General features: G+C 40.8%; 25 protein-coding genes. 6 read left to right on the forward strand and 19 right to left on the reverse strand.

Translation table 11 applies throughout. The features are described from left to right. Positions 1–21: 21 nt before the first annotated feature. Genes rlmN through CVT00_RS09945 form a run of 4 tightly spaced genes read right to left on the reverse strand, consistent with a single transcriptional unit; the run spans position 22 to position 5,880 of the window. Entirely contained in the window at positions 22–1,167 is a 1,146-nt protein-coding gene (rlmN, locus tag CVT00_RS09930) for a 23S rRNA (adenine(2503)-C(2))-methyltransferase RlmN (RefSeq protein WP_107915172.1), read from the reverse strand. Next, complete coding sequence (locus CVT00_RS09935) at positions 1,164–1,844, reverse strand: purine-nucleoside phosphorylase (RefSeq protein ID WP_107915170.1); 681 nt, start codon at positions 1,842–1,844, stop codon at positions 1,164–1,166. Before CVT00_RS09935 ends, rlmN begins: the two co-directional genes overlap by 4 nt. Then, positions 1,844–2,599 carry an imidazole glycerol phosphate synthase subunit HisF gene (hisF, locus tag CVT00_RS09940; protein ID WP_103636736.1) on the reverse strand — a complete coding sequence of 252 codons (756 nt, stop codon included), beginning with the start codon at positions 2,597–2,599 and terminating at the stop codon, positions 1,844–1,846. The genes CVT00_RS09935 and hisF overlap by 1 nt, the downstream gene beginning before the upstream one ends. A gap of 2 nt (positions 2,600–2,601) precedes the next feature. After that, complete coding sequence (locus tag CVT00_RS09945) at positions 2,602–5,880, reverse strand: DEAD/DEAH box helicase (protein WP_107915168.1); 3,279 nt, start codon at positions 5,878–5,880, stop codon at positions 2,602–2,604. Between the two features lie 106 nt (positions 5,881–5,986). Here CVT00_RS09945 and rsmA point away from each other — a divergent pair, with 106 nt between their 5' ends. Genes rsmA through CVT00_RS10335 form a run of 6 tightly spaced genes read left to right on the forward strand, consistent with a single transcriptional unit; the run spans position 5,987 to position 11,474 of the window. Next, positions 5,987–6,829: a 16S rRNA (adenine(1518)-N(6)/adenine(1519)-N(6))-dimethyltransferase RsmA gene (gene rsmA / locus CVT00_RS09950; RefSeq protein WP_107915242.1), complete on the forward strand. Its 843-nt coding sequence runs from the start codon at positions 5,987–5,989 to the stop codon at positions 6,827–6,829. Then, a complete protein-coding gene (locus CVT00_RS09955) occupies positions 6,795–8,948 on the forward strand; it encodes a ribonuclease J (RefSeq protein ID WP_230853755.1) in 2,154 nt (717 codons plus the stop codon). The genes rsmA and CVT00_RS09955 overlap by 35 nt, the downstream gene beginning before the upstream one ends. Positions 8,949–8,957: 9 nt before the next feature. Beyond that, the gene (locus tag CVT00_RS09960) at positions 8,958–9,911 is read left to right on the forward strand and encodes a KpsF/GutQ family sugar-phosphate isomerase (protein ID WP_107915166.1); all 954 of its coding nucleotides are present in this window, start codon (positions 8,958–8,960) and stop codon (positions 9,909–9,911) included. Position 9,912: 1 nt separating this feature from the next. Beyond that, the gene (locus CVT00_RS09965; protein ID WP_009295179.1) at positions 9,913–10,686 is read left to right on the forward strand and encodes a pseudouridine synthase; all 774 of its coding nucleotides are present in this window, start codon (positions 9,913–9,915) and stop codon (positions 10,684–10,686) included. A 57-nt stretch (positions 10,687–10,743) separates the two neighbouring features. Beyond that, positions 10,744–11,217 carry a tetratricopeptide repeat protein gene (locus tag CVT00_RS10330; protein ID WP_230853756.1) on the forward strand — a complete coding sequence of 158 codons (474 nt, stop codon included), beginning with the start codon at positions 10,744–10,746 and terminating at the stop codon, positions 11,215–11,217. Then, complete coding sequence (locus CVT00_RS10335; protein WP_230853757.1) at positions 11,184–11,474, forward strand: tetratricopeptide repeat protein; 291 nt, start codon at positions 11,184–11,186, stop codon at positions 11,472–11,474. The genes CVT00_RS10330 and CVT00_RS10335 overlap by 34 nt, the downstream gene beginning before the upstream one ends. A gap of 52 nt (positions 11,475–11,526) precedes the next feature. Here CVT00_RS10335 and CVT00_RS09975 read toward each other — a convergent pair whose 3' ends face one another. The 15 genes from CVT00_RS09975 to CVT00_RS10045 form a co-directional block, all read right to left on the reverse strand. Next, a complete protein-coding gene (locus CVT00_RS09975) occupies positions 11,527–12,036 on the reverse strand; it encodes a hypothetical protein (protein WP_107915164.1) in 510 nt (169 codons plus the stop codon). Further along, positions 12,033–12,986, reverse strand: coding sequence for a hypothetical protein (locus CVT00_RS09980; protein WP_107915162.1), 954 nt, complete (start codon positions 12,984–12,986; stop codon positions 12,033–12,035). Before CVT00_RS09980 ends, CVT00_RS09975 begins: the two co-directional genes overlap by 4 nt. After that, complete coding sequence (locus CVT00_RS09985; RefSeq protein ID WP_107915160.1) at positions 12,983–13,651, reverse strand: ABC transporter ATP-binding protein; 669 nt, start codon at positions 13,649–13,651, stop codon at positions 12,983–12,985. The genes CVT00_RS09980 and CVT00_RS09985 overlap by 4 nt, the downstream gene beginning before the upstream one ends. Beyond that, entirely contained in the window at positions 13,648–14,757 is a 1,110-nt protein-coding gene (locus tag CVT00_RS09990) for an ABC transporter permease (RefSeq protein WP_107915158.1), read from the reverse strand. The genes CVT00_RS09985 and CVT00_RS09990 overlap by 4 nt, the downstream gene beginning before the upstream one ends. Continuing rightward, a complete protein-coding gene (locus tag CVT00_RS09995) occupies positions 14,747–14,932 on the reverse strand; it encodes a hypothetical protein (protein WP_021084005.1) in 186 nt (61 codons plus the stop codon). The genes CVT00_RS09990 and CVT00_RS09995 overlap by 11 nt, the downstream gene beginning before the upstream one ends. A gap of 1 nt (position 14,933) precedes the next feature. Next, positions 14,934–15,392 carry a nitrous oxide reductase accessory protein NosL gene (locus CVT00_RS10000; protein WP_107915156.1) on the reverse strand — a complete coding sequence of 153 codons (459 nt, stop codon included), beginning with the start codon at positions 15,390–15,392 and terminating at the stop codon, positions 14,934–14,936. Then, on the reverse strand, positions 15,389–15,928 hold the full coding sequence (locus tag CVT00_RS10005; RefSeq protein WP_107915154.1) for a hypothetical protein: 540 nt from the start codon (positions 15,926–15,928) through the stop codon (positions 15,389–15,391). The genes CVT00_RS10000 and CVT00_RS10005 overlap by 4 nt, the downstream gene beginning before the upstream one ends. Then, positions 15,928–16,755 (reverse strand): SEL1-like repeat protein, encoded by an 828-nt coding sequence (locus tag CVT00_RS10010; protein WP_107915152.1) that lies wholly within the window; start codon positions 16,753–16,755, stop codon positions 15,928–15,930. The genes CVT00_RS10005 and CVT00_RS10010 overlap by 1 nt, the downstream gene beginning before the upstream one ends. Positions 16,756–16,760: 5 nt before the next feature. Next, entirely contained in the window at positions 16,761–19,379 is a 2,619-nt protein-coding gene (gene ccsA / locus CVT00_RS10015; RefSeq protein ID WP_107915150.1) for a cytochrome c biogenesis protein, read from the reverse strand. A gap of 16 nt (positions 19,380–19,395) precedes the next feature. Further along, on the reverse strand, positions 19,396–20,325 hold the full coding sequence (gene nrfD, locus CVT00_RS10020) for an NrfD/PsrC family molybdoenzyme membrane anchor subunit (protein WP_103557828.1): 930 nt from the start codon (positions 20,323–20,325) through the stop codon (positions 19,396–19,398). A gap of 1 nt (position 20,326) precedes the next feature. Further along, positions 20,327–20,998, reverse strand: a complete 672-nt coding sequence (locus tag CVT00_RS10025) for a 4Fe-4S dicluster domain-containing protein (RefSeq protein WP_181000459.1) — start codon at positions 20,996–20,998, stop codon at positions 20,327–20,329. 19 nt (positions 20,999–21,017) lie between these two features. Next, on the reverse strand, positions 21,018–21,776 hold the full coding sequence (locus CVT00_RS10030; protein ID WP_107915148.1) for an FKBP-type peptidyl-prolyl cis-trans isomerase: 759 nt from the start codon (positions 21,774–21,776) through the stop codon (positions 21,018–21,020). A 44-nt stretch (positions 21,777–21,820) separates the two neighbouring features. Next, positions 21,821–23,887, reverse strand: a complete 2,067-nt coding sequence (locus tag CVT00_RS10035; RefSeq protein ID WP_009295151.1) for a cytochrome c — start codon at positions 23,885–23,887, stop codon at positions 21,821–21,823. 95 nt (positions 23,888–23,982) lie between these two features. Further along, a complete protein-coding gene (locus tag CVT00_RS10040) occupies positions 23,983–25,410 on the reverse strand; it encodes a c-type heme family protein (protein ID WP_107915146.1) in 1,428 nt (475 codons plus the stop codon). Then, on the reverse strand, positions 25,400–26,089 hold the full coding sequence (locus CVT00_RS10045) for a response regulator transcription factor (protein ID WP_107915144.1): 690 nt from the start codon (positions 26,087–26,089) through the stop codon (positions 25,400–25,402). Before CVT00_RS10045 ends, CVT00_RS10040 begins: the two co-directional genes overlap by 11 nt. Between the last annotated feature and the right edge of the window lie 420 nt (positions 26,090–26,509).

The raw sequence follows: 26,509 nt of genomic DNA on the forward strand, positions 1-26,509 counted from the left end.
TCTCAGCGATATCAAGAGCTGTCATTTTTTACTCACGTTAGTTTCATCGTTAGCAAAGTTTTCATGTACTTTAGTTGCACTATTATCGCTAACGTTAGCTTTAAATTTAGGATTTTCATTTCGTTGTTTTAGTTGTCCGCAAGCCGCACTTATATCAAGCCCTTTACTCTGTCTGATCGTACAAGTGATGCCATGATCTCTTAGGTATTCTTGAAATTTTAGCATGCTAGAAAGCTCAGGTCGTCCAAATTCACTACCTTCATGCGGGTTAAAGTAGATCAAATTTACCTTAGCCTTGATACCGTGAAGCAGTTTAACCAGCTTTTTCGCATCGCTAACACTATCGTTTAGGTCTTTTATAACAAGGTATTCAAACATCACACGCTTTCGCATATCGATAGGAAATCCTCTAACAGCATCCATAACTGCCTCGATATTATAAGCCTTATTTATCGGCATCAGACGACTTCTAAGCTCATTAGTAACAGCATGTAGCGATATAGCCAGTAAGACCCCAAGGTCCATCTCGCCAAGCTTTTTTATCTGACTACCAAGGCCGCTAGTTGAAACGGTTTGACGGCGTGGTGATATAGCTAGACCCTCATTAAGTGCTAAAATTTTGATCGCTTTACTAACGTTAGCAAGGTTATCAAGCGGCTCACCCATACCCATATAAACGACATTTATGCGCCTCTCGTATGGTATGTTATTCTCTCTTTTTATCCATAAAATTTGCCCTACGATCTCGCCAGCAGTCAAATTTCTAACAAGTCCGCCCTTTGCTGTTAGGCAAAAAGCACAGCCCATTTTACAGCCAACCTGCGAACTAACACAAACAGTGTAACGAGCATGGCGACTGATCTTGCCATCTTCGTCGCTGATCTCCTCTTTCATCGGCAGCAAAACGCTCTCTATCTTTAGCCCGTCTTTTAACTCGAAAAGATACTTGATCGAGCCATCGCTACTCTGCTCAAATTTCACACATTTTAGAGGATCGAGGTAAAATTTCTCGGCCAAATCATGGCGCATATCTTTTGGCAAATTTAGCATTTGGCTAAATTCCGTAGCATTTTTTTTGTAAACCCACTCATAAATTTGCGTCGCTCTAAAAGAGGGAGAGACCAGCTCTTTTAACTCTTCAATGCTAAGATCAAGCAAATTTTTCACATATTTTCCTTTACATATTTTGTTAGTAGCTCTTTGGCTTTTGCGTGATTTTTTATAAAATCAGCATGCGCATTTTCATCGCAAAAATTTGTCGCTACGAAAATTCCATAAGCTGGAATTTTAAAAATTTGAGCCACTTTTAGAATAGAAAAAAACTCCATATTTTCTAAAAAATAACCCTTTTCAAACATCTTATGAGCCAAATTTTTGTCTGTCGTTATGAAATTTGATGAATTTGTTTTGATAGTTCCACGTGAAACGATAGAAGAAATTTCACACTCGATAGGCGAATAAGATCTATTTTTTATACTAGAAATTTCAATATTTGCCCCAACCGAGCTTTCATAAATTTGCAAAATTTCACCATCTTTATATAGACCAGCTGAACCAACAAAAACTATCTTTTCTGGCATCTGATATAAATTTGGCTCAGGATTTTTTGATAAATTTTGGCATAAATTTTGCAGCTCTGGGTTTGATGAGTTTGCAAATTTAGCCTCGATCTTTGCAAGATAATGTGGGTCAATATTCTTTAAATTTATACTCTTTTCATCTGCTCCCACACATGATCTTTTTTGCAAAAACTTTGTCAAATTTATCGCCATATCGACTAGCCCCACCCCCATCGGCAAGGCAAAGTCAAAAATTTCATTTTTACCAGCTGAGATAACTAACATCAAAGTCTAACCTCAACGCCGTTTGTCTTAAGATACTCTTTTAGCTTTTTTATCTCGATCTCGCCAAAGTGAAATATCGAAGCAGCAAGGCACGCATCAGCCCCGGCCTCAAAAGCATCTTTAAAATGCTCCATTTTCCCTGCACCCCCACTTGCGATAGTCGGTATAGAAAGCGCACTAAAGATCTTTGTTAGCTCCAAGCTAAAGCCCTGTTTGACGCCGTCATTATCCATAGACGTTAGCAAAATTTCCCCTGCTCCGCGCGACTCGACCTCTTTTGCCCAAGCAAAGGCATCTTTTTTCGTATCGATCCTGCCGCCATTTATAAAAACACTATAACCATTTTCGATCTTTTTGGCGTCGATCGCTACGACGACGCACTGCGAGCCAAATTTCTTAGCCGCTTCGTCGATCAAATTTGGATCTTTTATCGCCGATGAGTTTAGACTCACCTTGTCGCAGCCTGCATTTAAAAGGCGAGAGATGTCGTCGATCGTGCGTATGCCACCGCCAACGGTTAGCGGTATAAAAAGCTTGCTTGCGACCTTTTTTACCACATCAACTATCGTATCACGGCCAAGGTGAGAAGCTGTGATATCCAAAAAGCAAAGCTCGTCAGCGCCTTCGTCATTGTATCTTTTAGCTATCTCGACTGGGTCTCCAGCATCGACAAGTCCTACGAAATTTACACCTTTTACGACCCTGCCGTCTTTTACGTCGAGGCATGGGATTATGCGTTTTGCAAAATGATTCAAATTTATCCTTTGTCTATCTTTCTAGCTGCCACCTCAAAGTAGGGCAAACTCGCCCAATTTTCTCGGTTTCCAACTATATAAATAACCTCTTTTGCCCTTGTTAGCGCCACGTTTAGCAGGTTTGGCTTACTAGCAGCCCACGCTCTAGCGCCCTTTGTCGCGCCACCTAACACAAAGACGATAACATCAGCCTCTTTGCCCTGCATAGTATGGATAGTGCCAGCACCTTTTAAATTTCTACAAACATCCTTAAATGGCGTTATTATCCTAATGTTATTTTTCTCATCAGCTAGCTCGCCTGCTAAGAGCTCTTTAACCACCTCGCCCTCGACTTTGTTGTAGTTGCCTATCCACTCTTCACTTCTAACGTCTATCCACTTTGTTTGCACGTTAGTGTTTGCAAATTTACTAGCCGCGCTTCTGCCAAGTATCATCATATCGTCGTATGTGGTCTCGTTTGAGATATCAAACATAGGGTTAGCGCACCTTCTATGCACGATCAGTGGCGAGCCGACCCAGATACTCTCGCCGCTACCTTTTATATATGTGCCGATATTCTGCGCCTTGTCTGCCCTTAGTTGCACAGAGGACTTAAGCAGGTTAAATTCCTCTTTTGCCTCGCAGTAGCTAAGGATCGCATTATTTAAACTAACTGGTAGCGTTACGACAGGCTCAAGCTGAAGCGGGTCGCCAACCACCACAGCCATCTTTGAGCGGAGTAAGACACCTAACGCGTTAGTTAAATTTGCCTGCCCTGCTTCGTCTATCAAAAGCATGCCTATATCGCCATTTAAAAAGTCTTTAAAGGTGTTATTAAACGAAGCAAAAGTCGAGCTAACAACAGGCGTTAGCAAGAAGAGCCCTTTAATGATCTCACGTCTATGCTTTGCCTCTAAGCCGTTTTTCTCAGCCATCTTTTCATCGTTAAAGATAACGCTAAGGGCACGTAAATTTGTCCTAACAGCCTTTTTGCAGGCAAAAATGGCAGCTTTGTGCAAATTTAGCGCCTCTTTAAAAAGCTCTATCCTAGCCTTAAAAAGCTTTGTCTTGTGAAATTTCTGGTCTATGCCAAATTCCATCATAAATGGCATACTCTTTTGCATCTCTTCGTTGCTCTCGCTAAAGCTGCCGTTTAGAAAGATATCTAGCTCCTCGCTCCTGCCAAGTATCTTTTGGCGTCTAGCAAAGTCACTTTGTAGCCTTTTGTAGAGATTTATCTTAGTGCCAAGCTCTGCTGCCCTACTCTCAAGCTCTGCTATCTCGCTTTTTAGCTCATTTAGCCTTGCCTCGTTTTTCTCTTTGCTCTCGCCATTTTGCTTGCTAGCTTTTAAATTCTGCTCGGCTATCTGGCGGTTTATCTCACCAACCTTTAGCGCCTCGTCGTTATACTTTTCAAAGGCCTCTGTCTTAAAAATCTGCTGAAAAAGAAAAAATGGTGGCTTTTCTGGTGTGCTTAGATACTCCTGCAACGCTTCATTTTGACTAACAACTCTTGTTAGCTCGCTAAATTCAGCCTTTTTATATTCAAGCTCGTCACTAACGCTAACAAATTCACTCTCAAGCGGAGATAAAAGCTCCTCTATCTGCTTAGCTGAGTTATAGCTCTCAAGCCTCCTATCGACATCAGCTAGCTCACTTTTTAGGCTCTTTAGCTCCTCTTCTTTGATCCTGATCTCACTAAAAAGTAAATTTACCTCGTGAAGCGCAAGGTTAAATTTCTCCTTTGCCTCGTCAAAATCATCAACCCCTTCGCCAACTGCAAGGTACTTACCAAACCCCATCAAAAAGCCATCTTGCTCCAAAAACTCGCCGTATTCGCTTGCGATCTTGTCATACTGGCTGTGAGTAGCCTCGATCTTTACGCCATTAATTGCATTAAAAACAAAATTTGACTTGTTTTGCTTTGAGCCAAGCGCCACGCAAAATAGCCCCCAAGCTGGCTTTGAGATAAAGGACTTCTCTCCATATTTGCTCTTTTCATCAGCCGAGAGTAGCCTTGTGGCTATAAATTTAAAATAATCAATCTCGTCCTTATAATCCCCTATGCTTTTTAACTGGCTTAGCTCCTTACTCAAAATTTCAACCGCGCCGTTATTGCAAGAGCTAACGACCATCTCGTAGCCCTGCAGCTCGTCATTTAGCCTAAAATAAAGTGCCTTTTCGTCGCTGTCATAGACTGGCTTAAAAATATCGTGCCTGCTCATTTGCGCGAGCTTCATCGCCCTAAGCGTCACCACTTCAGCCATCACGTCCTTTAAAAGCGTTGTTTTTCCAGTGCCTGGAGCGCCATTTACGCTGTAAATTCCACCATTTCCATCTTTAAATTTCTCTATGATGTTGTTTAGCGCCATTTGCTGTGAGAAATTTAAGGCAAAGTCACTTGCAAAGGCCGATCTTGGGTAGCGCTCAGCCTTAAAAAAGTCCCTAACTGCCCTTTGATTTAGCTCGTCTCTAACGTCAAGGCGCTCAAATTTATTCTCACCGCCCTCGTCTAAAAACTGATCCGTTAGCTCATGCGTCCTGCCTGACTCGTAAAATTTGATAAGCAAATTTATATCATCTATAAAAAAGCTATTTAAAAGGGCGTCGTTCTCTTTAAAATTTGGATCAGCGATCCTTACTTCAAGCCTGATTACATCTTTACAAAACGGTGTCTTTAGCGAGCTTTTTATCTCCTCGTGCACCGCTTTTACATAGTTGCTAAGCCTCATTTTCTCTTTGTGGATAGAAATTTTATCCTTGATGTGCTCGCACTCTTTGTTAAAGTCGCTTTGGCTGATCTCTTTTAGGTGGTTTAGGCGCATCATCGCCCATGGAGCCGTTGGGATAAAGAGCTCATTTGTTGAGTTTGGCGTGAAAAATGGGCTTAGCTCATCATCTAAATTTGCATCTTTTAAAGCAAAACTTTGCTCATTTTTGCAAAACGCTAGATCGCCAGAGAGCTTAAGCTTATAACAAAATGCCTTTTCAAAGCTAGTTTGCTCAGAGCGCAACTCATCTAAAATTTGCTCTTTTTCAAATTTCACATTTGCTAGCTTTGATATCGCAAGGGCAAGCAAGTCAGTCTCAAAAATGCCACCATAAATCGAAATTTCCACACCATTTTTTAAAAGCGACCTATCAAACGCTCTTAAAATTTGCATAAATTTCTCATCGAAATTTGCGATCTCAAGGTCCATTGATTTTTTAAATTTGCTATTTGTCTTTTTTGGTTCGTCTAAGGTTTTTGGCTCTAAATATTGTGATAATAAAAAGTATTTTAAGGTATTTGCCCTACTCAAATTTGCGCCTTATTTTGTTGTTATTTAGTGATTATAGTCCATTTTATATATGATTAAACTAAACTTGTAATCATTGTATAAGTAATTTTTGGCTAATATCGCGGCTATGATAAAGGCAAAAAAGCACTTTGGACAGAATTTTTTACAAGACAAAGCGACACTAGATAAGATCATCCAAGCGATACCCAAGGACGTAGAAAACGTCGTTGAGATTGGGCCTGGCTTAGGTGATTTGACATTTAGACTTTTGCAAATTTACAAGACGACCTCTTTTGAGATAGATTGTGAGCTGTTTCAAATTTTAAAGGTCAAATTTGCAAATGATATCCAAAATGGACAATTAAAACTTTTTTGTAAAGATGCTTTAGAGCAGTGGCAGCAAGAGGGCGGACTAAGTAGCCAGAACTACTTTTTGGTCGCAAATTTGCCCTATTACGTTGCTACGAAGATGATACTAAATGCGATAGATGACGAAAAATGCCTTGGGCTTATTGTGATGATACAAAAAGAGGTTGCTCTTAAATTTAGTGCAAAGAGCAAGGATAAAGAATTTAGTGCTTTATCGATCCTCGCTTCACTTCAAGGCAGGTGTGAGCTTTTGTTTGACGTGGATGCAAAGCTTTTTAATCCTCCTCCAAAGGTCACATCTTCGGTCATCAAACTACAAAAAACAAAAAAGATTTTTGGCAAAGACGGGATTTTCAAAGATGCAAAACAATACGAGGCTTTTAAAGCATTTTTAAGAGCTGCGTTTGCTTCGCCAAGAAAGACGCTTTTGAAAAATTTATCCACAAATTTTGACAAAAAGGCGTTAGAAGAAATTTTTGAAAACCTAGGCTTAGCTCAAAATTTACGTCCACACGAGCTAGATGTCGATTCTTATCTAAAAGTATTTGAAAGATTAAAGGAAGATAATGAACGACAAAAACGAAGAGAAAGTTGTAACTAACCAAAGCAAAAACAACAAAAGACGAAGATTTAGACCAAAAAATAAGCCAAAACAAGAGGGCGAAACTACTGAGCAAACCTCACTAGCAAGCAAAAGAGTGATAGATAACTTCTTTGCAGCAGAGCAAGCTGAAAATGAAGCGCATGCCGAGCCAAAGAGTCAAAATCCTCGCCCAAAAAAGCCAAGAAACAATAAAAATCAAAACAAAAATGGCGAAAACAATAAGCCAAAAGAGCAAAAACAGCAAAAAGAAAAGCCAAAGCAAGAGCCAAAAACTGAAGTCAAAAGCGAGGCAAAAGAGCAAAAAGAGAAGCCAAAAAAGGCTAAAAAACCAAAGAAAAATTTACCCGCAAAGCTAAATGGCAACGAGCAATGGCAGCAAGACATCGCAAGCGCGATGGAGGCAAACAAAGCCACTCACGAGCTAAGACTTGAGCCACTAAAATATCTAAATTCAAGCGAGCATAAAATTCGCATAACTCCACTTGGCGGTCTTGGCGAGATCGGCGGCAATATGACGATATTTGAAACAGAAACCAGCGCCATCATCGTCGACATCGGTATGAGCTTTCCAAGCGAGAGCATGCACGGCGTGGATATCCTCATACCAGACTTTGACTACGTTCGCAAGATAAAAGATAAGATAAAAGGCGTCATCATCACTCACGCACACGAGGATCACATCGGCGCGGTGCCTTACTTTTATAAAGAGTTTAAATTTCCTATCTACGCCACACCGCTTCCACTTGGCATGATAAATAATAAATTTGAAGAGCACGGATTAAAACAAGAGCGTTCACTCTTTCGCTCGGTCGAGAAGAGAAAGCCATATCTCATAGGCGACTTTGAGGTCGAGTGGATACACATCACCCACTCTATCATCGATGCTTCTGCACTTGCGATCACGACAAAGGCTGGCACGATCATCCACACAGGCGACTTTAAAATCGACCACACACCGATAGATGGCTATCCAACAGACCTTGGCAGACTAGCGTATTATGGCGAGCGTGGCGTGCTTTGCCTATTAAGCGATAGCACAAACAGCTACAAAGAGGGCTTTACAAAGAGTGAAAGTAGCGTTGGCAAGACCTTTGACGCGATATTTTCAAAAGCAAAAGGCCGCGTCATAATGAGCACATTTAGCTCAAATATCCACCGCGTCTATCAAGCGATCGAATGGGGCTTAAAATACAACCGCAAAGTCTGTGTCATCGGCAGATCAATGGAGCGAAATTTATACACTGCGATGGAGCTAGGCTACATCAAACTTGATAAGAAAATTTTTATCGACGCAAACGAGGTTGGTAAATTTAAAGATGATGAGGTACTTATCGTCACTACTGGCAGCCAGGGCGAGACTATGAGCGCGCTTTACCGCATGGCGACAGACGAGCACAAATATATAAAGATAAAACCAAGCGATCAGATAATCATCAGCTCAAAAGCGATCCCAGGTAATGAAAACAGCGTCTCAACGGTGCTAAATTTCTTACTAAAATCAGGTGCGAGCGTCGCTTACCAAGACTTTAGCGAGATCCACGTCAGCGGCCACGCAGCACAAGAAGAGCAAAAGCTGATGCTTCGCCTCATAAAACCAAAATTTTTCTTGCCAGTGCATGGTGAGTATAACCACATCGCAAAGCACAAAGAGACAGCCATTAGCTGTGGTGTGGATGAGCGAAATATCTATCTAATGAGCGACGGTGATCAGATGGAGGTTTGTCAAAAATACCTAAAACGTGTAAAAACTGTAAAAACTGGCAAAGTCTTCATAGATAATCAAATAAATAAACAAATCGCAGACGACGTCGTGATCGACAGACAAAACCTAGCTGAAGCAGGCGTCGTCATGATAATCGCTCAAATTTCACGTCACGGCGCAAAACTCATCAACAAACCTCGCGTTATCAGCTACGGCCTTGTGGGCGACAAGCAAGACGCTGAGTTTAGAAAAGAGATGGAGGGCGTGCTGGAGCAATATCTAAGCAACGTCAAAGAGGAGCTTTTGAAAGATAGCAGACTACTCGAGTCACAAGTGCGCCAAGTGATCAGAAAGCACATATTTAGAAAGGTCAAAAAGTACCCAACTATCGTGCCGATCATCTATCTAATGTAAGGAAAATTTATGCAAAAAGCCAATCAAATCGCCGCTGAAGTCCTAGAGATAGAAGCAAATGAGCTTTTAAGACATGCTAAAAGCGTAGAGTTAGAAGATGCTGTAAATTTGATATATAACGCAAAGGGAAAAGTCATAGTCACAGGCGTAGGCAAGAGCGGTCATGTAGGTGCAAAGATCGCTGCCACGCTTGCAAGCACTGGCACGCCAAGCTTTTTCTTACACCCAACAGAGGCTATGCACGGCGACCTTGGCATGATAGAAAAGGACGATGTTTTGTTGGCCATTAGCTTTAGTGGCGAGAGCGATGAGCTTATCAAAATTTTGCCTCATGTAAAACGCTTTGGCGTGAAAATCGTCGCCATGGCAAGGTGCAAGACAAGCTCACTTGGTAAATTTAGCGATGCTTTTATAGATATAAATGTAGAGAAAGAGGCCTGCCCGCTAAATGCTGCCCCAACAGCATCAACCACGCTAACGTTAGCTCTTGGCGATGCGTTAGCTGTTTGTTTGATGCAAAAGCGCGGCTTTAAAAAAGAGGACTTTGCAAATTTTCATCCAGGTGGCAGCCTTGGCAAGAGGCTATTTTTAAAGGTAAAAGACGTGATGAGAAGCGAAAATTTACCGATAGTTCGCTGGAATGCAAGCCTAAAAAGTGCGATCGATACGATGACGCATGGCAAGCTTGGCACAGTTCTTATCGTTGATAAAGATGGCGTGTTAGACGCCCTTTTAAGTGACGGCGACCTTAGGCGTGCGCTTATGAGAGAGGACTTTGACTTAGACGAACCAGCGATGAAATTTGCAACACTGCATCCAAAAGAGATAGATAACAAAGAGATGTTAGCAGTAGATGCGTTAGCCCTCATAGAAAAGTATAAAATTCAGCTTCTAGCCGTCGTAGAAAATGGCGTGCCTGTAGGCGTTTTACACATCCACGACCTTGCAAATTTAGGACTATAAAATGGAAAAAACAAGACTAAATAAATTTATCTCACATAACACAAACTACTCACGCCGTGAGGCAGATGAGCTGATAAAAGCTGGCAAGGTTAGCATAGCAGGACGTGTGGTTAGCGACCTTGCTACAAGCGTGGATGAAGATGACAAAGTGCGCATAAACGGCCGTTTGATAAAGCTAAAAAAAGAATTTACTGTTATCGTTTATCACAAACAAAAGGGCGAGCTAGTTAGCAAAAAAGATGACCGCGGACGAAAGACGATATATGACACGTTAGATAAGAAATTTGCCAAATTTGTTAGCGTAGGGCGTTTAGACTACGCAAGCGAGGGGCTACTTTTACTAACTGATGCCCCAGCGATCGCCACAGCGCTAATGAATAGCGACTTAGAGCGCGAATACTACCTAAAAGTAAAAGGCGAGGTAACAAAAGAGGTGATAGAGGCGATGACAAATGGCTTTTTTGCCAAGGACGCCACCAAAGGCGCTCACGCAAAAACTACTATAAAATCAATGGAATTTAAGCCATTTCTAGCCTACAAAGTCTTTGGCTCAAGCGGTGGCTATACAAAACTAAAGGTCATCATCAATGAGGGTCAAAATAGGGAGCTTCGTCGCTTCTTTGGCTACTTTGATCTTGAAGTGATGGACCTAAAACGTGTTAGCTTTGGGCGTGTTAGCCTTGATATGCTAAAGCCTGGCAAATGGCGCTACTTCGAAAATAGCGAATACGAAGACCTAAGAGACTTTTTAAAAGTTAATAACGTTAGATACTAACATTAGGCTTGTTTCTATAACAAAGAGGCAAACTAAATTTACAAAAATGAAGAAGAGATGAAAAAGATTATTCTTTTATCCGTGATCTTACTAACTACTGGCTTTTGTGAGGACCTTTTTAAGCTTGGGCTTGAAGCTTATAATAAAGGCGAGTTTGATAAAGCCGCCAAACAATGGCAAAAAGCTTGCGACGATAATGTTGCTCGAGCCTGTCATAACTTAGGATTTTTATACGAGGATGCTCAAGGTGTAAAACAAGACTATCACAAAGCAGCCGACCTATATAAACACACTTGTGATAGTGGAGATACTACTGGTTGCCATAATCTAGGCGTTCTTTATGAAAGAGGACAAGGGGTAGAGCAAGACTACATCAAAGCTGCCAAACTATATAAACAAGCTTGTGATGATGGATTTAATGATAGTTGCTCTAATTTAGGAGTTTTATACGAAAATGGTCAAGGTGTAGAGAAAAACTATTATAAAGCAGCTCAATTATGGCAAAAAGGTTGCGGGACAAATTTAGCATGAGTTGTTACAACTTAGGGACTTTATACAATAAGGGTCAAGGCGTAAAACAAGACTACTACAAGGCAGCTCAGTTGTGGGAAAAAGGTTGTGATAGTAGAGATGATTTGAGCTGTTATAATCTAGGTATTTTATATGAAAAAGGACAAGGGGTAGGGCGAGATTACCATATGGCAAAAGAGTTATTTAGGAAGGCTTGTGATTTAGGTCTTCAACCAGGATGTGATTTTTACAAAAAACTAAATGAAAAAGGCTTTTAATACCCAAAAAACAACCTAGCGAGCTCTAACAAATTTTAGAACTCCTCTAAATTTATATCTTATTTTCTGAAAGTAGGATGTTTATGTATGGATTTAGCAGCGTTTCGCCGCGTGCTGCGTAGAGCAAGACCTCTTTAAAGTAGTTGTCGTTTATGCCGTAAGTGTGAAATTCATACGCCCCTATACCGTATCCCATCGGCGTGATATCGACCCTCGAGTACCAGGCATCTTGCGCTGGGATGTAGCGGTTTGTATCTCTTGAATAGACATATAACTTGATCTTATCTTTGCTCTTTTGCGCCATATACCAGATGAAAGAATTTGTGATGTCGTTGAAAAAGTAGATGTCGCCATTTGGCATGATCGCCTGAGCTGTGTCGTTGTTATCAGCGATGAGCGTTCTGCTCTCATAACATATAAATTTATTTGGCGTAAGCTGCTCTATGGGCTCAAATTTGCCGTTATTTAGGACTAAAATTTTATCATCGCTTATGTCGGCATTATAGGCTAGCACGGCTAAGACTAGAGCTAACAAACAAAGAGAAAAAATTTGCTTTATCAAAATAAAAATCCTCTTAACAAATAGTATTTAAGCACGTAAAGCGAGCAGATCAGCACGCAAATACTTAGCCAGATCGATGAAAATTTGAGCTTGTGCGAGTAGTTTGTCTTTGTGATGATCTCCACAAGATATGGCATGAGGCCGTAAAAAACGCCCAAAAATAAACTGCCCCAGATAAGGTAGCCAACGTAAAAATAGTCGCTTCTTAGCATGCAGTATGGGCACTTGTGATTTGGCTGCTCATAGACATAAAGGCCAAAAAAATAGGTGATAGCGTAGTAGCTAAGCACCAAAAATAGCAAATTTGCCACAAAGCTTGCCATGCTTTGCTTTAAGAAATTTAGAGCCAAAATGACAAAAAATAGCACGAAAAAGGCGCTTACTAAGCCAAAATTTGTATAGCCAAATGGCAGCTTTGGAGCTTGAAAAGTGACAGAGCAGCAAAAGACTGGCACTTTTAGCGGGATGTTATAAAAAAACGAAATTTCTATGCCAAGCTCTATTAGTATCATCACAAAAAGGCAGATGAAAATGGCATATTTTTTCTTTATATATGGGAAATTTAGTGCCTGCAAGTCAAGCCTATTTATAACCAGCCAGATACCAAGCCCAAAGATGAGCAAAATTTTAGTGAGCATCAAGATGCCGCCAAATTTATTTGAGCCGATCACGCCAGCCGAGCACATAGCCCCTGGCACTATGTCAGAGAGCTCGTTTAGACAAAGTGCGAAAAATATAAACAAAACGATCTTTGTGCAGACGCTAAAGAGCAAGATCGTATTTACAAGATAGTTTTGCTTTTCAAGTGAGTATTGAAGCGATGTTAGCGCGTTATAGTCCCACGACCTCACGATCCTAACGACGTAAAATAGCGAAATGCCCATCAAAACTAACAGCACAAACTCCGCTAACAAAAAGGCGATAACGGCGTTTGATAAAAATACGCTCATACTATCTCTCCGTTTTGTAAGCTGACAACTCTATCTGTAGCGCTTAACTCGTCAAAAATGCTATCGTGAGTCGCGACTATGACGCTTTTTTTAAGCGCTTTAAAAGACTCTAGCAAACTTAAAAATGCACGCGCATTTTGCCTATCTAAATTTGCCGTTGGCTCATCAGCCAAAATGATATCCGCATCCATTGACAAAGCCCTAGCTACCGCACATCTTTGGCGCTCGCCGCCGCTTAAATTTGATACATTTTCATCTCTTTTGTGAGAGATATTTGCAAGCTCAATAGCCTTTTTTATCATCTCTTCACGCACGTTTGCCTTGAAATTTGTTAGAGCAAACGGAGCTAACAAATTTTCATAGACGCTTAAGCCCTCGATGAGGTTAAAATTTTGAAAGACAAGCCCAAGCCTTTTGTGTCTAAACTCAGAGCAAAATGCGTCAGGCAGCTTTGCGATGTTAGTGCCGTCTATCAAAATTTCTCCGCTAGTTGGCTTTTGAAGTAGGGCGATGAGCGAGAGTAGGGTGCTTTTACCACTTCCGCTAACGCCTTTTAGTATCACTAACTCGCCGTTATTAACGTCTAAATTTATATTTTTTAGAGCGCAAAACTCGTTTTGTTTGCCTTGGTTATAGACTAGGCTAACGCCTCTTACATTTATCATTTTAGCCCCTCATTTATGTCGCCACACGCCACACGCCACGATGGGATAAGGACAAATGCCAAAAATGGTATGACGCCAAAGACAAAGATCAAAAAGAGCTTATCAAACTCCAAAATAGGCGTGAAATTTGTAAAATTTAAAAGCTCATCGCCTAAAAATATCCCCTTTAAAAAGGGAGCATTTAAAACAAACACAAAGATATAAGCTAACATAACGCCAAGCAAAAAGGCGCTAACGCTAACGATGAAATTTTGTATAAATTTTAAAAAAATGATCTCTTTTATACTAAAGCCGATGCTTCGTAAAATGGCTATCTCACGCTTTTTACTGCCGTAAGCAAGTGAAATTTGGTTTTTAAGCAGCACGAAAAAAATGAGCATAACGCTAACATAAATGCTCATAAAAATTCCGCCCTTATAGTAGTAAAGATGCCTAATGTTTGCCACCTCGTCTTCTACGCTAATGGCAAATGAGTTTGGATATAAATTCTCTATCTTTAAGGCCACTTGGCTGATCTCTTCGCTATTTGGCACATCGACATAGAGCTTTGTGTATTCTTCATCTTTTAAATTTAAGATAGCCCTTAGCGTTTTTGGGTGCAAAAATATCGCGTTATTTGAGATAAGAGCGCTTTGTTTTGGCATGGTTTTTACTATCTTTACTGGTATCATGCGCTCTTCTGTTAAGAAGTTAAAGCTCTCGTCGTAGTAAAGCTCGTTCATAGCAGCTTTTACGCCCTCGCCAACGATCATCTCATCTTCTTTCAAGCTATCATCCTCATATAGATGAAACCAGACGCGCTTTTGCACGAAGTAGTACTCTCCATCCGCCACGCCTCTAACATCAGCCACGCCATCGATCTTTGAGATGTCGTATATGTAGCCAGGGTGCATGAGGTCGTTTTTACCAGCACGAAAGGCACTAACTACGATACTTGATCTATCTTTTACTAATCTTATGAGATCATGCTGGATCGAGCCAGAGATGAAAAGCACCGAGCTTAGCACAAAGATAATGAGCGCAAAGAGGCAAAAGCTAAAGAGATGATCCTTTTTGTCTTTAAAAAGCAAGATCACGGCGTAGTTTATGAAATTTCTACTTATCATAGACAAAGCCCTTTTGCTCTTTTAGGCTAAAGCTAGAAGCTAAATTTGCCCTTGTTATCTTTGAAATTTCTCTTAGCTCATCTTGCTTTGCTTTGTGGTCAAAGCTAAGGTAGTGCGCCGCTAAAAGCGTGTAAGAGAGCCCAAAAAATAACGCCAAAAATGCTAGAAATTTCACTTTATTTACCGATAAATGTCTTTATCTCGTCAAATTTTATGACACCTTTGCCAGCGTGATCTTTCATAAAGCTATTTGCCTTTGCTTCGTCTTTAAACGGGATAAACTCCTCGCCCATCGGTCCAAAAACGTTTGAGCCATGAACGTAAAACGCCTCTTTTGCATCAAGCTTTTCAAGCGTGTAATAATCACTCACATAGGCCTCTTTTGCCATCTCATCAGCAAAGTAAAAGTGCGCCATATCTTTTACGCCGTCAAAGTAATAGTCCTTGCCACCAGCTTTGATAAGCGTCGCCCACTGCTTGTTTTTTATAGGCATGCCACACACCGCACATCTTGCATCCTTTGGTAGCTCGATGCGCTCTTTTGCCCCTTTATAGGCGTTTATGTTTGCCTCACTCGTCAAATTTCCAGCCCACAAGGCAAAAACCGCACTAAGCAACAAAGCTATAAATTTCATCTTATCTCCTTTAGTTTCTCTTTTTCTAACTCGCCCTTTTCATAGAGCTTTTTTAACATCTCATCATCAAAGTCTATCTCGTAGTAGCCCTTTACAAACTCGCTAAATTTATCAAACTCATCAAAGGCATACCCAAGCAGCCAGCGTCCACCGTTATTGCCACCGACTAAATTTTGATGCTCCGTCCCGTCATACCAGATAAAAAAGGTCGTTTGCTCTATCTCATCTGGCAAGAAGTAAGAGCGAAATTTAGCAGCTTCGCCACCATAAATTTGCTCTATCACGCTTTTGTCTGCCATGCTAAGCGAATTTAACTCATTTTCATGATCAAACCCTCTAACAAGCACCGCCTCACGCGTAAATATCACATCGAGTAGATCGCCCTGCCCGTTATCTACCACGTATCTTAGGCTATTTTCATCCTCTCTTTTTGAAATGAGCCGTAGATACTCTTCATCTGGCTCCAAAAAAGCACTATCAAGCGCATATAGCGCCTCTAGGCTTGCCTCTTTATTGCCCCAGTTTTTAAAACTCATCAATTCTTTCCTAAAATTTCTAAATTCTCGCACGCCTCTTTTAAGCCATTTTTGCAGCTTTTAGTGAAAATTTCACGTGCTTTTTCCACGTCCTCTTTCACGCCTTTGCCCTCAGCTAGCATAATAGCGTAGTTGTTGCAGCCCTTTTCATAGGCGTATATACACGCTTGCTCGTAAAGTTTTGTCGCTTTTGTAAGGTTTTGATCAACGCCTTGCCCATAAACATATAAAAAGCCAAGATTATCACATCCTATGCCAGCTTCGTTTGCGCAGGCCATCTCGTAGTATGTTTTGGCTTTTGCGTAGTCTTTCTCGGCGCCTTCGCCTTGAGCATACAAGTAGCCAAGGTTGCTACATCCTATGCCATCACCTGCTTTGCAAGCCTTTTCATAGAGCTCTTTTGCCTTTTTTAGGTCTTTTTCCACGCCAGTGCCGTTTGCATAAAGCAAGCCAAGCTCGGTGCAGCCCTCGTTGTCGCTGCATGCCTTTTCATATAGTTTGACCGCTTTTGTTAGGTCTTTTTCTACGCCTTTGCCCTTTTCATATACATAGCCAAGGTTGCTGCAAGCCATAGAGAAATTTTGATCGCAAGCCTTTTCATAAAGCATAGCCGCCTTTGCCTCGTCCTTTTTGACGTTGCCATCACCCCTGCTGTAAAGCACAGCTAGGTTGTAGCAGCCTGATGCCTTTTTCTCTTTATCGCAAGCATCTTCATAAATTTGCGCTAGTTTGTTGTGATCATCTTTTGCGCTTAAAGCCTCTTTGATGTAGCCAGCATTTAAAACGCACAAACTAGCAGCCAATAAAACCAAACTCTTCTTCATCATATCTCCTAAACTACTTTTATATCTCTGCCGCGGTAGGCTAGGGCGATCAGCAAGGCAAGAGCCGCCAAGATCAAGTATATTAGCCCAGAAACGCCAAAGCTCTCGCCATTTGCGTATGAGTGAAGCCCGCTAAGGTAGAAATTTACTCCAAAATATGTAAAAAGCACCGAAGCAAATGATAGCACGCTAGCCGTTAAAAAGGTAAAAACGCCCCTTAGTTTTGGTATAAATCTTAGATGAAGCACTATGGCATAGACGATGATCGTGATGTATGACCAGCTCTCTTTGCTGTCCCAGCCCCAGTATCTGCCCCAGCTCTCATTCGCCCAGACGCCACCTAAGAAATTTCCGATAGTTAGCAAGCTAAGTCCAATAATAAGGCTTAGCTCGTCGGTGGCGGCAAGGTATCTTATCTGCTCGCTAAGTTTTTGCTCGTTTTTGTCATTTTTTAGAGCCATTAATATAAGTCCCACAAGCCCTAGCACAAAGCCAAAGCCCAAAAAGCCGTAGCTTGCGGTGATAACGCTTACATGCACGCTAAGCCAAAATGACTTTAAAACTGGGACTAAATTTGTTATCTGTGGGTTTATAAAATTTAGATGAGCAACGAGCAAGCTAACACTTGCAAAGAGCGAAGCAGCGCCTAGTGCGAAGCTTTGATGCTTGAAAAACAGCACTCCAGCTAGCACGCTTATAAGCGAGATATAGACTAAACTCTCATAAGCATCACTCCAAGGTGCGTGACCTGAGATGTAAGCGCGTAGGGCTAAATTTAGAGCATGCACCGCAAAGGCAGTGAAAAACGCAAGGCTAAGCGCTCTTTCAAATCTAAATTTCCTCCCAAAAAATATCCTGTAAAAGCCAAGGGCGAGCGAAGCAAGAGCTAGGATCATGTAAAAATAGATAAGAAATTTAAATATCTCCATTTGATTGTAAAGCACTTCAATGCTGGCCTTTGTCTCGCTTGGCGCAAGAGAGCCTAGAGTGCTTCTTTGATAGCTTGAAATTTGCTCCAAACTCTTATCAGCATCCGCGCACTCGCCACTTTTTACGCAAAGGCTTAAATTTTCTATGTAAGCGCCTAAAACGCTTTTAAACTCGTTTGAAATTTCATCTTTGCTAAAGGCTTCATTTACGCCTAGCCACGTGATCGCTTCACCATCTTTAGCAGGGATAAATTTTAAAATTTCGCCCTTTAGCGCAAGGTATAAGACATTTAGCCTCTCGTCAAATTTAATGACATCGTTATCAAATTTATCTCTTTTTGAGGCGGATTTTTCATTTGCAGCCTCTACAAATTTAGCCAGCTTATACTCGCCATTTTCGCTAAAAACGTCATTAAAGCTAGCAAATTTCTCACTAACTCCAAGAAGCTCGCCCACACGATCGCTTGTGATCTTTACCATCCTTTTATCCATCCACTCTTGCGGCGAGATGGCAAAAGAGAGCATGAGCTCATCGCTACTAAGCCCAAATAGCGTCGTTTTGGTTGAAATTTTGCTTATTACTGCCCTTGTGTAAGAGCTAGCTGGGGCGATCCTACTATCAGTTTGAACTAAAATTTTGGCAAATTTATCTGCATGAGCTTTAAAATTTATAGCTTCATCACTTGCGAAATTTGGCGTGGCATTTAGTAAAAGCAAGGCTAAAAATGCAAACTGAGTGCCTTTTATGAAGTTACAAAGTCTAAAAAATCGGCTCTTTTTGCTAAATAAATTTCCCAAAAAGCCAAGGCAAAGCAGAAAATATCCGATGTAAGTTGGCACTTTACCAGGATCAAAGCTGATCTCAAAGGCGCTTCCAAGCTCGTCAGCGTCGTATGATGATTGAAAAATTTTATACCCGTCCAGCGTAAGTGGGTGATTTAGTGAAATTTCATGCTCGCCCTCTGCGATGCTTACTTTGCTCGTGTAAGATGATGGGCTATTTAGCCCTGCGTAGCGCTCTAGGATAAATTTATCAAGCCTTATTGTAAATGGTAAATTTATCGCTCGTGAGCTAAAGTAAAATTTAGTCTCTTGCCCATCAAAGCTTAAAATGCTTGGCTCAAGATCGTATCCAGCGCCACCTTTTAGCTTGGCGCTCTTGCTCTTTTCATTAGCAAAGCCAGCCTCTATGCTAAGCGTGGCTGGAGCGTTTTTCTCATCCTTTTTGTAGCCAGTTATCTTTATCTCAAATTCTTTTCCATTTATATCTTTTTTGAAGCCAAAGTCGTTTTTACCAAGCAGGCTAAGTTTTAGTGGATATTCAAAGCTTTCATTTGAAATTTGCACTCTCAAATATGGCTTTGTGCTTTGCATGTAGTTGCCGCTCTCGCCAACCCTTAAATGTAGCACGCCCTCTTCGCCAAAGTATCTTGTAAGCGCAGCACCGATGAAGATCAGAATAAAAGCAAGATGTATCAAAAATGCACCAAATTTCTTATACATCTTGGTTTTTACGATGCTAATGGCTAAGCAAATAACGCAAGCTGCCATGACGCACTCGTACCAGAGCGCTTCATAAACAAGCACTCTAGCCGTCTGTGTGTCATAAAAATTTTCCAAAAAGGTCGCCGCCCCTGCACCAAAAGCAAGGATAAATAATAATATTAAAGACAAGCGATAAATGTTTAAAATTTTCATCACCTGCCCTTAAGCCTTAAATGCTATAAGTCTGTCCTGCATAAAGTATAAAAACCCTAAGCAATAAAACGCCAACGACTGCTGCAAATGAGCCAAGGTAGAAGCTAAATTTCATCTTGCCAAGTGCGAAATTTAAAACAAGAGGTAAGACAAAGCCAACTAAAACAACCCCAAGCCAAAAGAAATTTGCCCAAACGCCACTATAAAATGCAACTGCCGCGCCTTGCTGATAGCTTGAACCAAGCAAAAGTGAGACAAAAAGCATTAAAATGAGTAAAATTTCAGCGCATAATACGTAAAACTCCACGCCATGAAGCGAGCCAAGGTCGCTTGAGTGTGGATCTTCTTTGAAAAATAGTGCCGCTATCAAGCTGCTACCACTTATGCCAGCACTTAGTCCTGAAGCTATGAAAAGCGCTGGTAAAACGGCGGTGTTTAAAAGTGGAAATCTAATAAGCACCGAGATCAAAAAGCCTGTATATGCGCAAATGATAACCGCAAAAAGCAAGCAAAGCGCACTTAAGAGCGGATAAAGTGGCGATAAAATTTTCATCACGCCATCAAAAAAGCCACAAAATGACTTTAACTCCGCGCCAAAGGCGTATAGACACATCAAAAAGCTAAGCGGTATAAATACGCAAAGTCCAGCTACACCGATAGACATAACTGATGTGAAGTTGTAATTAATCAAAATTTTCCAAAACAAAAGTGGCTTTTCAAGGTCAGCTATCAAGCAAACCATACCAAGCATGATGCTAACAAATGCTAAAAGCGAAGCAGCCTTGAAAAATGGACTAAAGCTCTCTTGTCTTTTGTAGCGCTTTAGAAGTATGGCAGCTATTAGCGCTCCGCCACTCATACCAGCTAGCAGAAGATAAACAGCGATCGGCCAGCCCCACTCAACTGCGTGCGAAAATGTCGCAGTGAAATTTAATGCACCATCCATCTTACACCCCCGCTTTTACTTTAGGAATATATCTAAGGCTTGGTTTTGTGCCAAGTTCTGCTCTTAGCCTTATGCTATCTTTGACAGCTAAAAGCTGGCTAATGTGCGAGCTCTCATCGTTTAAATCGCCAAATACCAAAGCCTCATATCTGCACGCCTCAACGCAGGCTGGATCTTTTTTATCCTTTAAATTTGTATCTATGCAGAAGTTACAGCTTTGGGCTGAGTGACTAAACTTATCGATATATCTCACGTCGTAAGGACAGGCTACGATGCAGTATTTACAGGCGATGCAGTCATCTATGTTTGTAGTTTGGATGCCAGTTTTTATGTCCTTGTGACAGGCTTTTGTTGGGCAAACAGCCACACAAGGTGCATCCTCACACTGCTGACAAGATACTCTTACATATCTTTTATCAAGCAAATTTTTTGGATCAGTCTTATCCTCTACAAAAAGTCTCATTTGTCCTTTTGGAACTAAATTTACCTTTTTGCATGCCACTTCACAGTCCGTGCAGCCAACGCATTTGTTTTGGTCAAATATCATGCCAAAATGTGGTTTTTTCGCACTCTCTTCACTCTTAAAAGCAAAACCACTACTTGCCACGCTAGCACCAGCAGCCACAACTGCCATGCGTTTAAAGAAGGCTCTTCTGCTATTTTGATTTTGCATTTTTAACTCCATTTATGCCTTAATGAGGCTTTTTAATGCCCTCATTTTGCTCTTTTTCATGAATTTTTCTTGCCGCCTCAGCTAGTTCGCCAGGCTTTAAGACCTTAATAAGCTCTATCTCAAAAACGATAGTCTCGCCTCCAGGTATCGCCTCCATGCCGCTATCGCCGTATGCAAGCTCAGGTGGGATGACAAATTTAAACTTCTCGCCCTCTTTCATAAGCATAAGTCCCTCTTCAAGTCCAGGGATCAAATTTAGCATCGAAAGATGAGCTGGAGCCTCTTTTGTCTCATCAAAGACCTTGCCACCAATAAAGCTTGCTTTATAATTTACTATGATGATGCTCTCAGGCTTTGGTGTAGCCCCTTTTGAGCTACTTTTTATGATCTCATATTGTAAATTTGATTTTGTTGTTTTTACATTTTTGTTTTTTGCATTTTTTTCCATATAGGCTTTGCCTTGGGCTAAATTCTCTTTTAGCTTGGTAGCCTCTTTTTCTTTTACTATCTTCTCTAAGCTTTCAGCCCTTTTGTTTAGTAGCTTTGCTATCTCATCATCACTTAGTTTTAGCTCACTCTTTAGCGCATCGCTAAAGCCTTTTATGACTGCATCAGCGTCATAGCCAACACCTAGTTGTTTTTGATCTAGCAGTCCTTTTAAAACATATCCGCCACTTGTTGCGCCTATGGCATAAGAGTCGTTTGTATCAACATTTGCTAAGAGGCTAGCCACGCTTAGGCTAAGAAGTAGCGAACATTTTAAAAACCCATTTTTCATTTCAAACCCTTAAGATTAAAGGGGCTAAAACTAGCCCCTAAATGCTATAAATTTTTGTTTAGAATTCTCTGAGCTTCTTTTATATACTCTTTAGATGCATCTAGTCTTTGTTTAGTAAATTTAAATCCGTGCATACCCCACGAACCATCTTTTTCGACCATATCGATGATCTCTTGAGCGTTTTGGACAAGCTCATAAACTCTTGCTTTATCGCTTGGATCTAGCTTTTTAGTCTCTAGTAGTGAGTAAATTCCCTCGATACCTATTTTGACCTCTGAGAATTCATTCTTAACTGGAGTTTGCCATCCCATAACCTCATCATAAACTTGTTTTTGGTTTTTAAAATGAAGTGTTGGTTTTAGCTCAGATAGCACTGGGCTATGGCAGCCTTTATTATCTTTCATATCTTTATCAGCCCAAGATGTTCTAGCGCATGCCCACATCAAATCAACATAGTTGTGGCCATTTTTATCTCTCTCAAAGTGCCAATCTTTAGCATCTCTTGGACCTTTAGCAGCGTCGCCTGGGACAAGAGATTTCTCTTTTGGATCGACCATGATCTTCCAGATGTGAGAGCGTCTTTGAGTATCAAAGCCAGCGTTGTCTTGGAACTGAACAGCGTAGAAATTCTCACAGCTCATCATAAATGGCATGTGACAAGATGCACAAGTGTTGTTTTTGTGAGTATCTGCTTTTGATGCGATATATGCTTGAGTCTCGTGACAATCTTTACAATCTTTTTTGATCTTTGGTTTAGTGTAGAACGCACTTAGATAGCCTTGATCTGGGTTGTAGTTCATGCCAGTTACGCTCTTATCGCCTACGACGTTACCTGTGTTGTCGTGTGGATCGTGGCAAGTGACGCATCTCATGCCTTTATCGTAGTGAGCGGTAAAGTATGATTGAGAGCCTTCTGAGCCACATCCTGGTCCCATTGATTTAAATTTAGAGCTTAATGATAGGTCAAGCTTGCCGTTGTTAAGTGGGTTAGCACGCATTAGATCTGGGCTAAAGTTAAATCTTTGGTGACAGCGTTCGCAGTTTGATGTTCTGAAATTTGTAGCTCCATCAAGGTGACCGCCAGCTCCGTGGCACTCCTCACAGCTTACGCCTTTTGAGATAGTGTGTTTTTGAAGCTCTTTGGCATTACCAAGTGCTGCGTAAAATTCTGCTTTTGACTTAAAGTCAAATTTAACTGGGTGGCAAACCTCACAATATGATGAGTTTGCTTGGAAAAACATCGACTTTTTATGTTTTGCGGCGTATGAGGCAAGACCTCTGACATATCCGCCATTATCGCCATACTCTTCAAGAGTGCCAGGAAATTCTGGGACAAGCTCTTTTATCTTTTTAACAGTTGCGTCGTCTAAATTTAACGCCCATGTTCTTTGCCATTGGTTACCACCAGCTACGATCTGACCTGTGCCATCTCTTAGCAAACCGCCCTCAACATAGTAAGTACCACGAAGTAGCCATGCATCGACGTAGCCCATCTTAGTTCTTAAGTGACCAACGGTTGCGTAGATGACATCTGGAGTGATACCTTTTGGAAGGATAGAAGCGGTATCTTTGTCAAATACTGGCTCAGTTAGGTTGTTATTGACCTCTGGGTGCTCGCCAGGGAAGCGCATAGTAGTTGCGTGGCGAGATCTGCTCCAGACCTCATACTGAGCTGGGTGACACTCACCGCACTTTTCTGGACCTACAAATTTATTAGGAAACTGAAGTGATGAGGTGGCTGGAATTCTATACATCATAGAACTATAGCCCTTACCGCCATCTCTTTTACTAAGCTTTGACATATCAAAGCCATGTCCCTCGGCAAGCCACTCTAAGCCGCGGTCATGAACGACCATTTTGCCGACGGTTTTGCCACCATACTTTGTAAAAATAGGGTGGTTTTTAAATAGCCAGTTATACATCTCTTGCTCTTCTACGACGTAGTCTTGCAAGGAGACAACACCTCTACTTTGCAGTGTGCCTTTAGGATTTGCGATAACATCACGTGCTTTATCGGACATCTGCATATTATGCTCTTCGCAACAGGCTTGTGAAGCAAAGATACTAACACCCATGAGTAAGCCTGCTAAGGCTTTGTGTAAGTTTCTCACGTCTCCTCCTTTGAATTTTTATCCTAAAATCAAAATGATTTCATACTGATAATCTTAACACCAAAAAAGGGCAGAAAAGGGGGAAAATTAACAAATTATAAATTTTCGAAACTAATTGTAAATGCAACGTGGTTTTCATCCACATTTTTAGCAAAGATTAGGGCGTTGTTTTTGCGAGCGATAAGACGGCTCATATATAGCCCAAGCCCGCTACCGCTCTCTTTTGTGCTAAAGTGTGGCTCAAAGATGACCTTTAAAAATGAATTTTTTATCGCCCCTGCGTTATTTTGCACGCATAAATTCTTGCGATCATCTTTTAAAAAGGCGCTTATCTTTATCACTCTTGGCTTTGTGTAGCTCTGCTTAAATGCGTCTTTTGCGTTGTTTATGATGTTTATTAAAATTTGGATTATCTCATTGAAATTTGCAAATATCTCAAAATTTTCTCTCACGTCAAGCTGCACTTCGATCTGATACTTTTTAAGCGTTGCGTTTAAAATTTTTATCGTTTGATTTATCACTTCAAGCACTTTAAACTCTTTTCTCAAGGTATTTGGACTAAAGAAATTTTTAAAGTCATCAACGGTTTCTGACATGAAATTTATCTGCTTGCTGGTCTCTTCTATAAACTCATAAATTTTCGCCTCATCAAGCTTTTTTCTCTCTTGATAGAGTTCTAAATTTATCAAAGCTGAGCTTATCTGAGCAAGCGGCTGCTTCCACTGATGCGAGATATTGCCTATCATCTCGCCCATCGAGGCTAGGCGGCTTTGATGTATCATCAGCTGCTCAGTCTGCTTTTTGCTCTCTTCGCCACGCTTATGCATCTTATAAACAAGTAGCAAAAATAGCCCAAAGATAAGCGTTATGGCGCTCATTATGACGATGACCTCTTGCAAGTGGTAGGTAAAAATGGCGCGGATTGGTATCTTAAACGAGATCATCGCGACCGTTTCGTTCACGTCTGGGATCTCTATGCCCTCCATGCCGTATTTTTCTAGCATTTGTTGTGGGGCATTTGCACTGCTATGACAGGCTAGACAGCTTGGACTTTGGTTTTTTATAGGCAGACCCACAAAGAGCTGTGATCCATTTTCATCTTTTATTATCTTTACAAATTCTTGAAATTTATTCTCTTTAAAGCCGTGCAAGACGCCAGCTTCAAATTCATTTGGCTCGTGGGCTTTATTTAGCGGAGCGATAGCAACTAGCTTGTAGTCAAATTCAAGGTTGTATTTTTTCTTTTGGATGTTGTAAATTTCACGGCTTATATATGATGACGATAGAAGTCTCTCGTCAAAAAAGTCCTCTTTTAAGATGCCCTGCTCTTTTAACTGCTCGATTAGCGGGCGCTGAACTCCAGCGATATACTCTCTTACTGAATTTATGCCCTCCAAAACATAATACGCCTCTTTTTTGGCGTCTTTCATCGCAAGATCGTTGTAAAAATTTAAAACAAGTGCTGAGACTAGCAGATAGACAAAGATAAAAGCACCGACAATTAGCTGAAATTTATATCTCACAAAGATAGCCCACGCCGTATAAATTTTTGATCACATCTTTGCCTAGCTTTCTTCTAAGCTCCTTTACGATCGTCTTTATTGCCTCTTTTGTGGGCTGCTCGTAGTCCCAGATGTAGTCAAAAATTTGCTCATAAGTGATAGTTTGGTTTTTGTTGTTTAAAAAGTACTCCAAAAGCTTGCTCTCGCTCTTGCTTAGATGAGAAATTTCGCCATTTACATAAAGCGCTTTTTTACCAAAATCATACTCAAGCTCGTCATTTAGCCTGATAGTTGGTGTGCGTCCAACTAGCTCAAAAGCCACATCTTCAAGCGCTTTAACAAAAGATTTTTTATCGTATGGTTTTGCAAGATATCTTGTGATCTTTAGCTCAACCGCGCGCCACAGATACTCTTGCTCGACGTGGCTTGATAAGATCACGATAGGAATTTTTTGATTGATAGCTCTTACTTTTTTAGCGATCTCAAGACCATCGATATTTGGCACGCTGATATCAAGCACTAACACGTCATACGCCCCGCTCATAGCAAGCTCAAGCGCATCAAAGCCATCTGTGACGCCTTTTACTTCTGCGAAAAATAGCTCCAGCGAGGCGCAAATGTTTTTTAATATCGCCTCTTCATCCTCTAAGCAAAGGACCTTTTTGTTTGATAAAACGTCTAAAATATCATACTCTTGCATGCGTCATCTCATCTCTTAAGCCAAAATGCCGACTTAAATAACACAAAATAAAAATTATTTCATAAATTTACATCATGATCGTAAGCTTAAAGTAAAAAATCGGCTTGCTACTTAAGCAAAGAAGTTAAAAGATAAAGTTAAATTTAGCCAAAGATTTGGCTAAATTTATCAGGTTCTAAATTTTGAAAGGCTAGTGTTTAGATTATCAGTCATCTTTGAAAGATGAGCAGCTGCAAGTGAGATTTCATCCATGCTTTTTGAGTTTTGTTTTGAAATTTCATCGATATTTACGATGCCTTTTATCAGCTCTTCGACCTTATTTCCAGTCTCTATATAATCCCTCGTAGAGGTCTCATTTAAGCTAACAGTCTCGTTCATTAGCAGATTCATATTTTCTATTTTTTCATTTATCTGGGCTGA

This window comes from Campylobacter concisus, assembly GCF_003048675.2.
GTDB lineage: Bacteria > Campylobacterota > Campylobacteria > Campylobacterales > Campylobacteraceae > Campylobacter_A > Campylobacter_A concisus_F.

Excerpts from the sequence above, each read along its gene's own strand:
- CVT00_RS09935 (WP_107915170.1), bottom strand. The coding sequence starts at position 1,844 with ATGTTAGTTATCTCAGCTGGTAAAAATGAAATTTTTGACTTTGCCTTG.
- rsmA (WP_107915242.1), top strand. The coding sequence starts at position 5,987 with ATGATAAAGGCAAAAAAGCACTTTGGACAGAATTTTTTACAAGACAAA.
- CVT00_RS09955 (WP_230853755.1), top strand. The coding sequence starts at position 6,795 with ATGAACGACAAAAACGAAGAGAAAGTTGTAACTAACCAAAGCAAAAAC.
- CVT00_RS09960 (WP_107915166.1), top strand. The coding sequence starts at position 8,958 with ATGCAAAAAGCCAATCAAATCGCCGCTGAAGTCCTAGAGATAGAAGCA.
- CVT00_RS09965 (WP_009295179.1), top strand. The coding sequence starts at position 9,913 with ATGGAAAAAACAAGACTAAATAAATTTATCTCACATAACACAAACTAC.
- CVT00_RS10330 (WP_230853756.1), top strand. The coding sequence starts at position 10,744 with ATGAAAAAGATTATTCTTTTATCCGTGATCTTACTAACTACTGGCTTT.
- CVT00_RS10335 (WP_230853757.1), top strand. The coding sequence starts at position 11,184 with ATGGCAAAAAGGTTGCGGGACAAATTTAGCATGAGTTGTTACAACTTA.
- CVT00_RS09980 (WP_107915162.1), bottom strand. The coding sequence starts at position 12,986 with ATGAGCGTATTTTTATCAAACGCCGTTATCGCCTTTTTGTTAGCGGAG.
- CVT00_RS09985 (WP_107915160.1), bottom strand. The coding sequence starts at position 13,651 with ATGATAAATGTAAGAGGCGTTAGCCTAGTCTATAACCAAGGCAAACAA.
- CVT00_RS09990 (WP_107915158.1), bottom strand. The coding sequence starts at position 14,757 with ATGATAAGTAGAAATTTCATAAACTACGCCGTGATCTTGCTTTTTAAA.
- CVT00_RS10000 (WP_107915156.1), bottom strand. The coding sequence starts at position 15,392 with ATGAAATTTATAGCTTTGTTGCTTAGTGCGGTTTTTGCCTTGTGGGCT.
- CVT00_RS10005 (WP_107915154.1), bottom strand. The coding sequence starts at position 15,928 with ATGAGTTTTAAAAACTGGGGCAATAAAGAGGCAAGCCTAGAGGCGCTA.
- CVT00_RS10010 (WP_107915152.1), bottom strand. The coding sequence starts at position 16,755 with ATGATGAAGAAGAGTTTGGTTTTATTGGCTGCTAGTTTGTGCGTTTTA.
- ccsA (WP_107915150.1), bottom strand. The coding sequence starts at position 19,379 with ATGAAAATTTTAAACATTTATCGCTTGTCTTTAATATTATTATTTATC.
- nrfD (WP_103557828.1), bottom strand. The coding sequence starts at position 20,325 with ATGGATGGTGCATTAAATTTCACTGCGACATTTTCGCACGCAGTTGAG.
- CVT00_RS10025 (WP_181000459.1), bottom strand. The coding sequence starts at position 20,998 with ATGCAAAATCAAAATAGCAGAAGAGCCTTCTTTAAACGCATGGCAGTT.
- CVT00_RS10030 (WP_107915148.1), bottom strand. The coding sequence starts at position 21,776 with ATGAAAAATGGGTTTTTAAAATGTTCGCTACTTCTTAGCCTAAGCGTG.
- CVT00_RS10045 (WP_107915144.1), bottom strand. The coding sequence starts at position 26,089 with ATGCAAGAGTATGATATTTTAGACGTTTTATCAAACAAAAAGGTCCTT.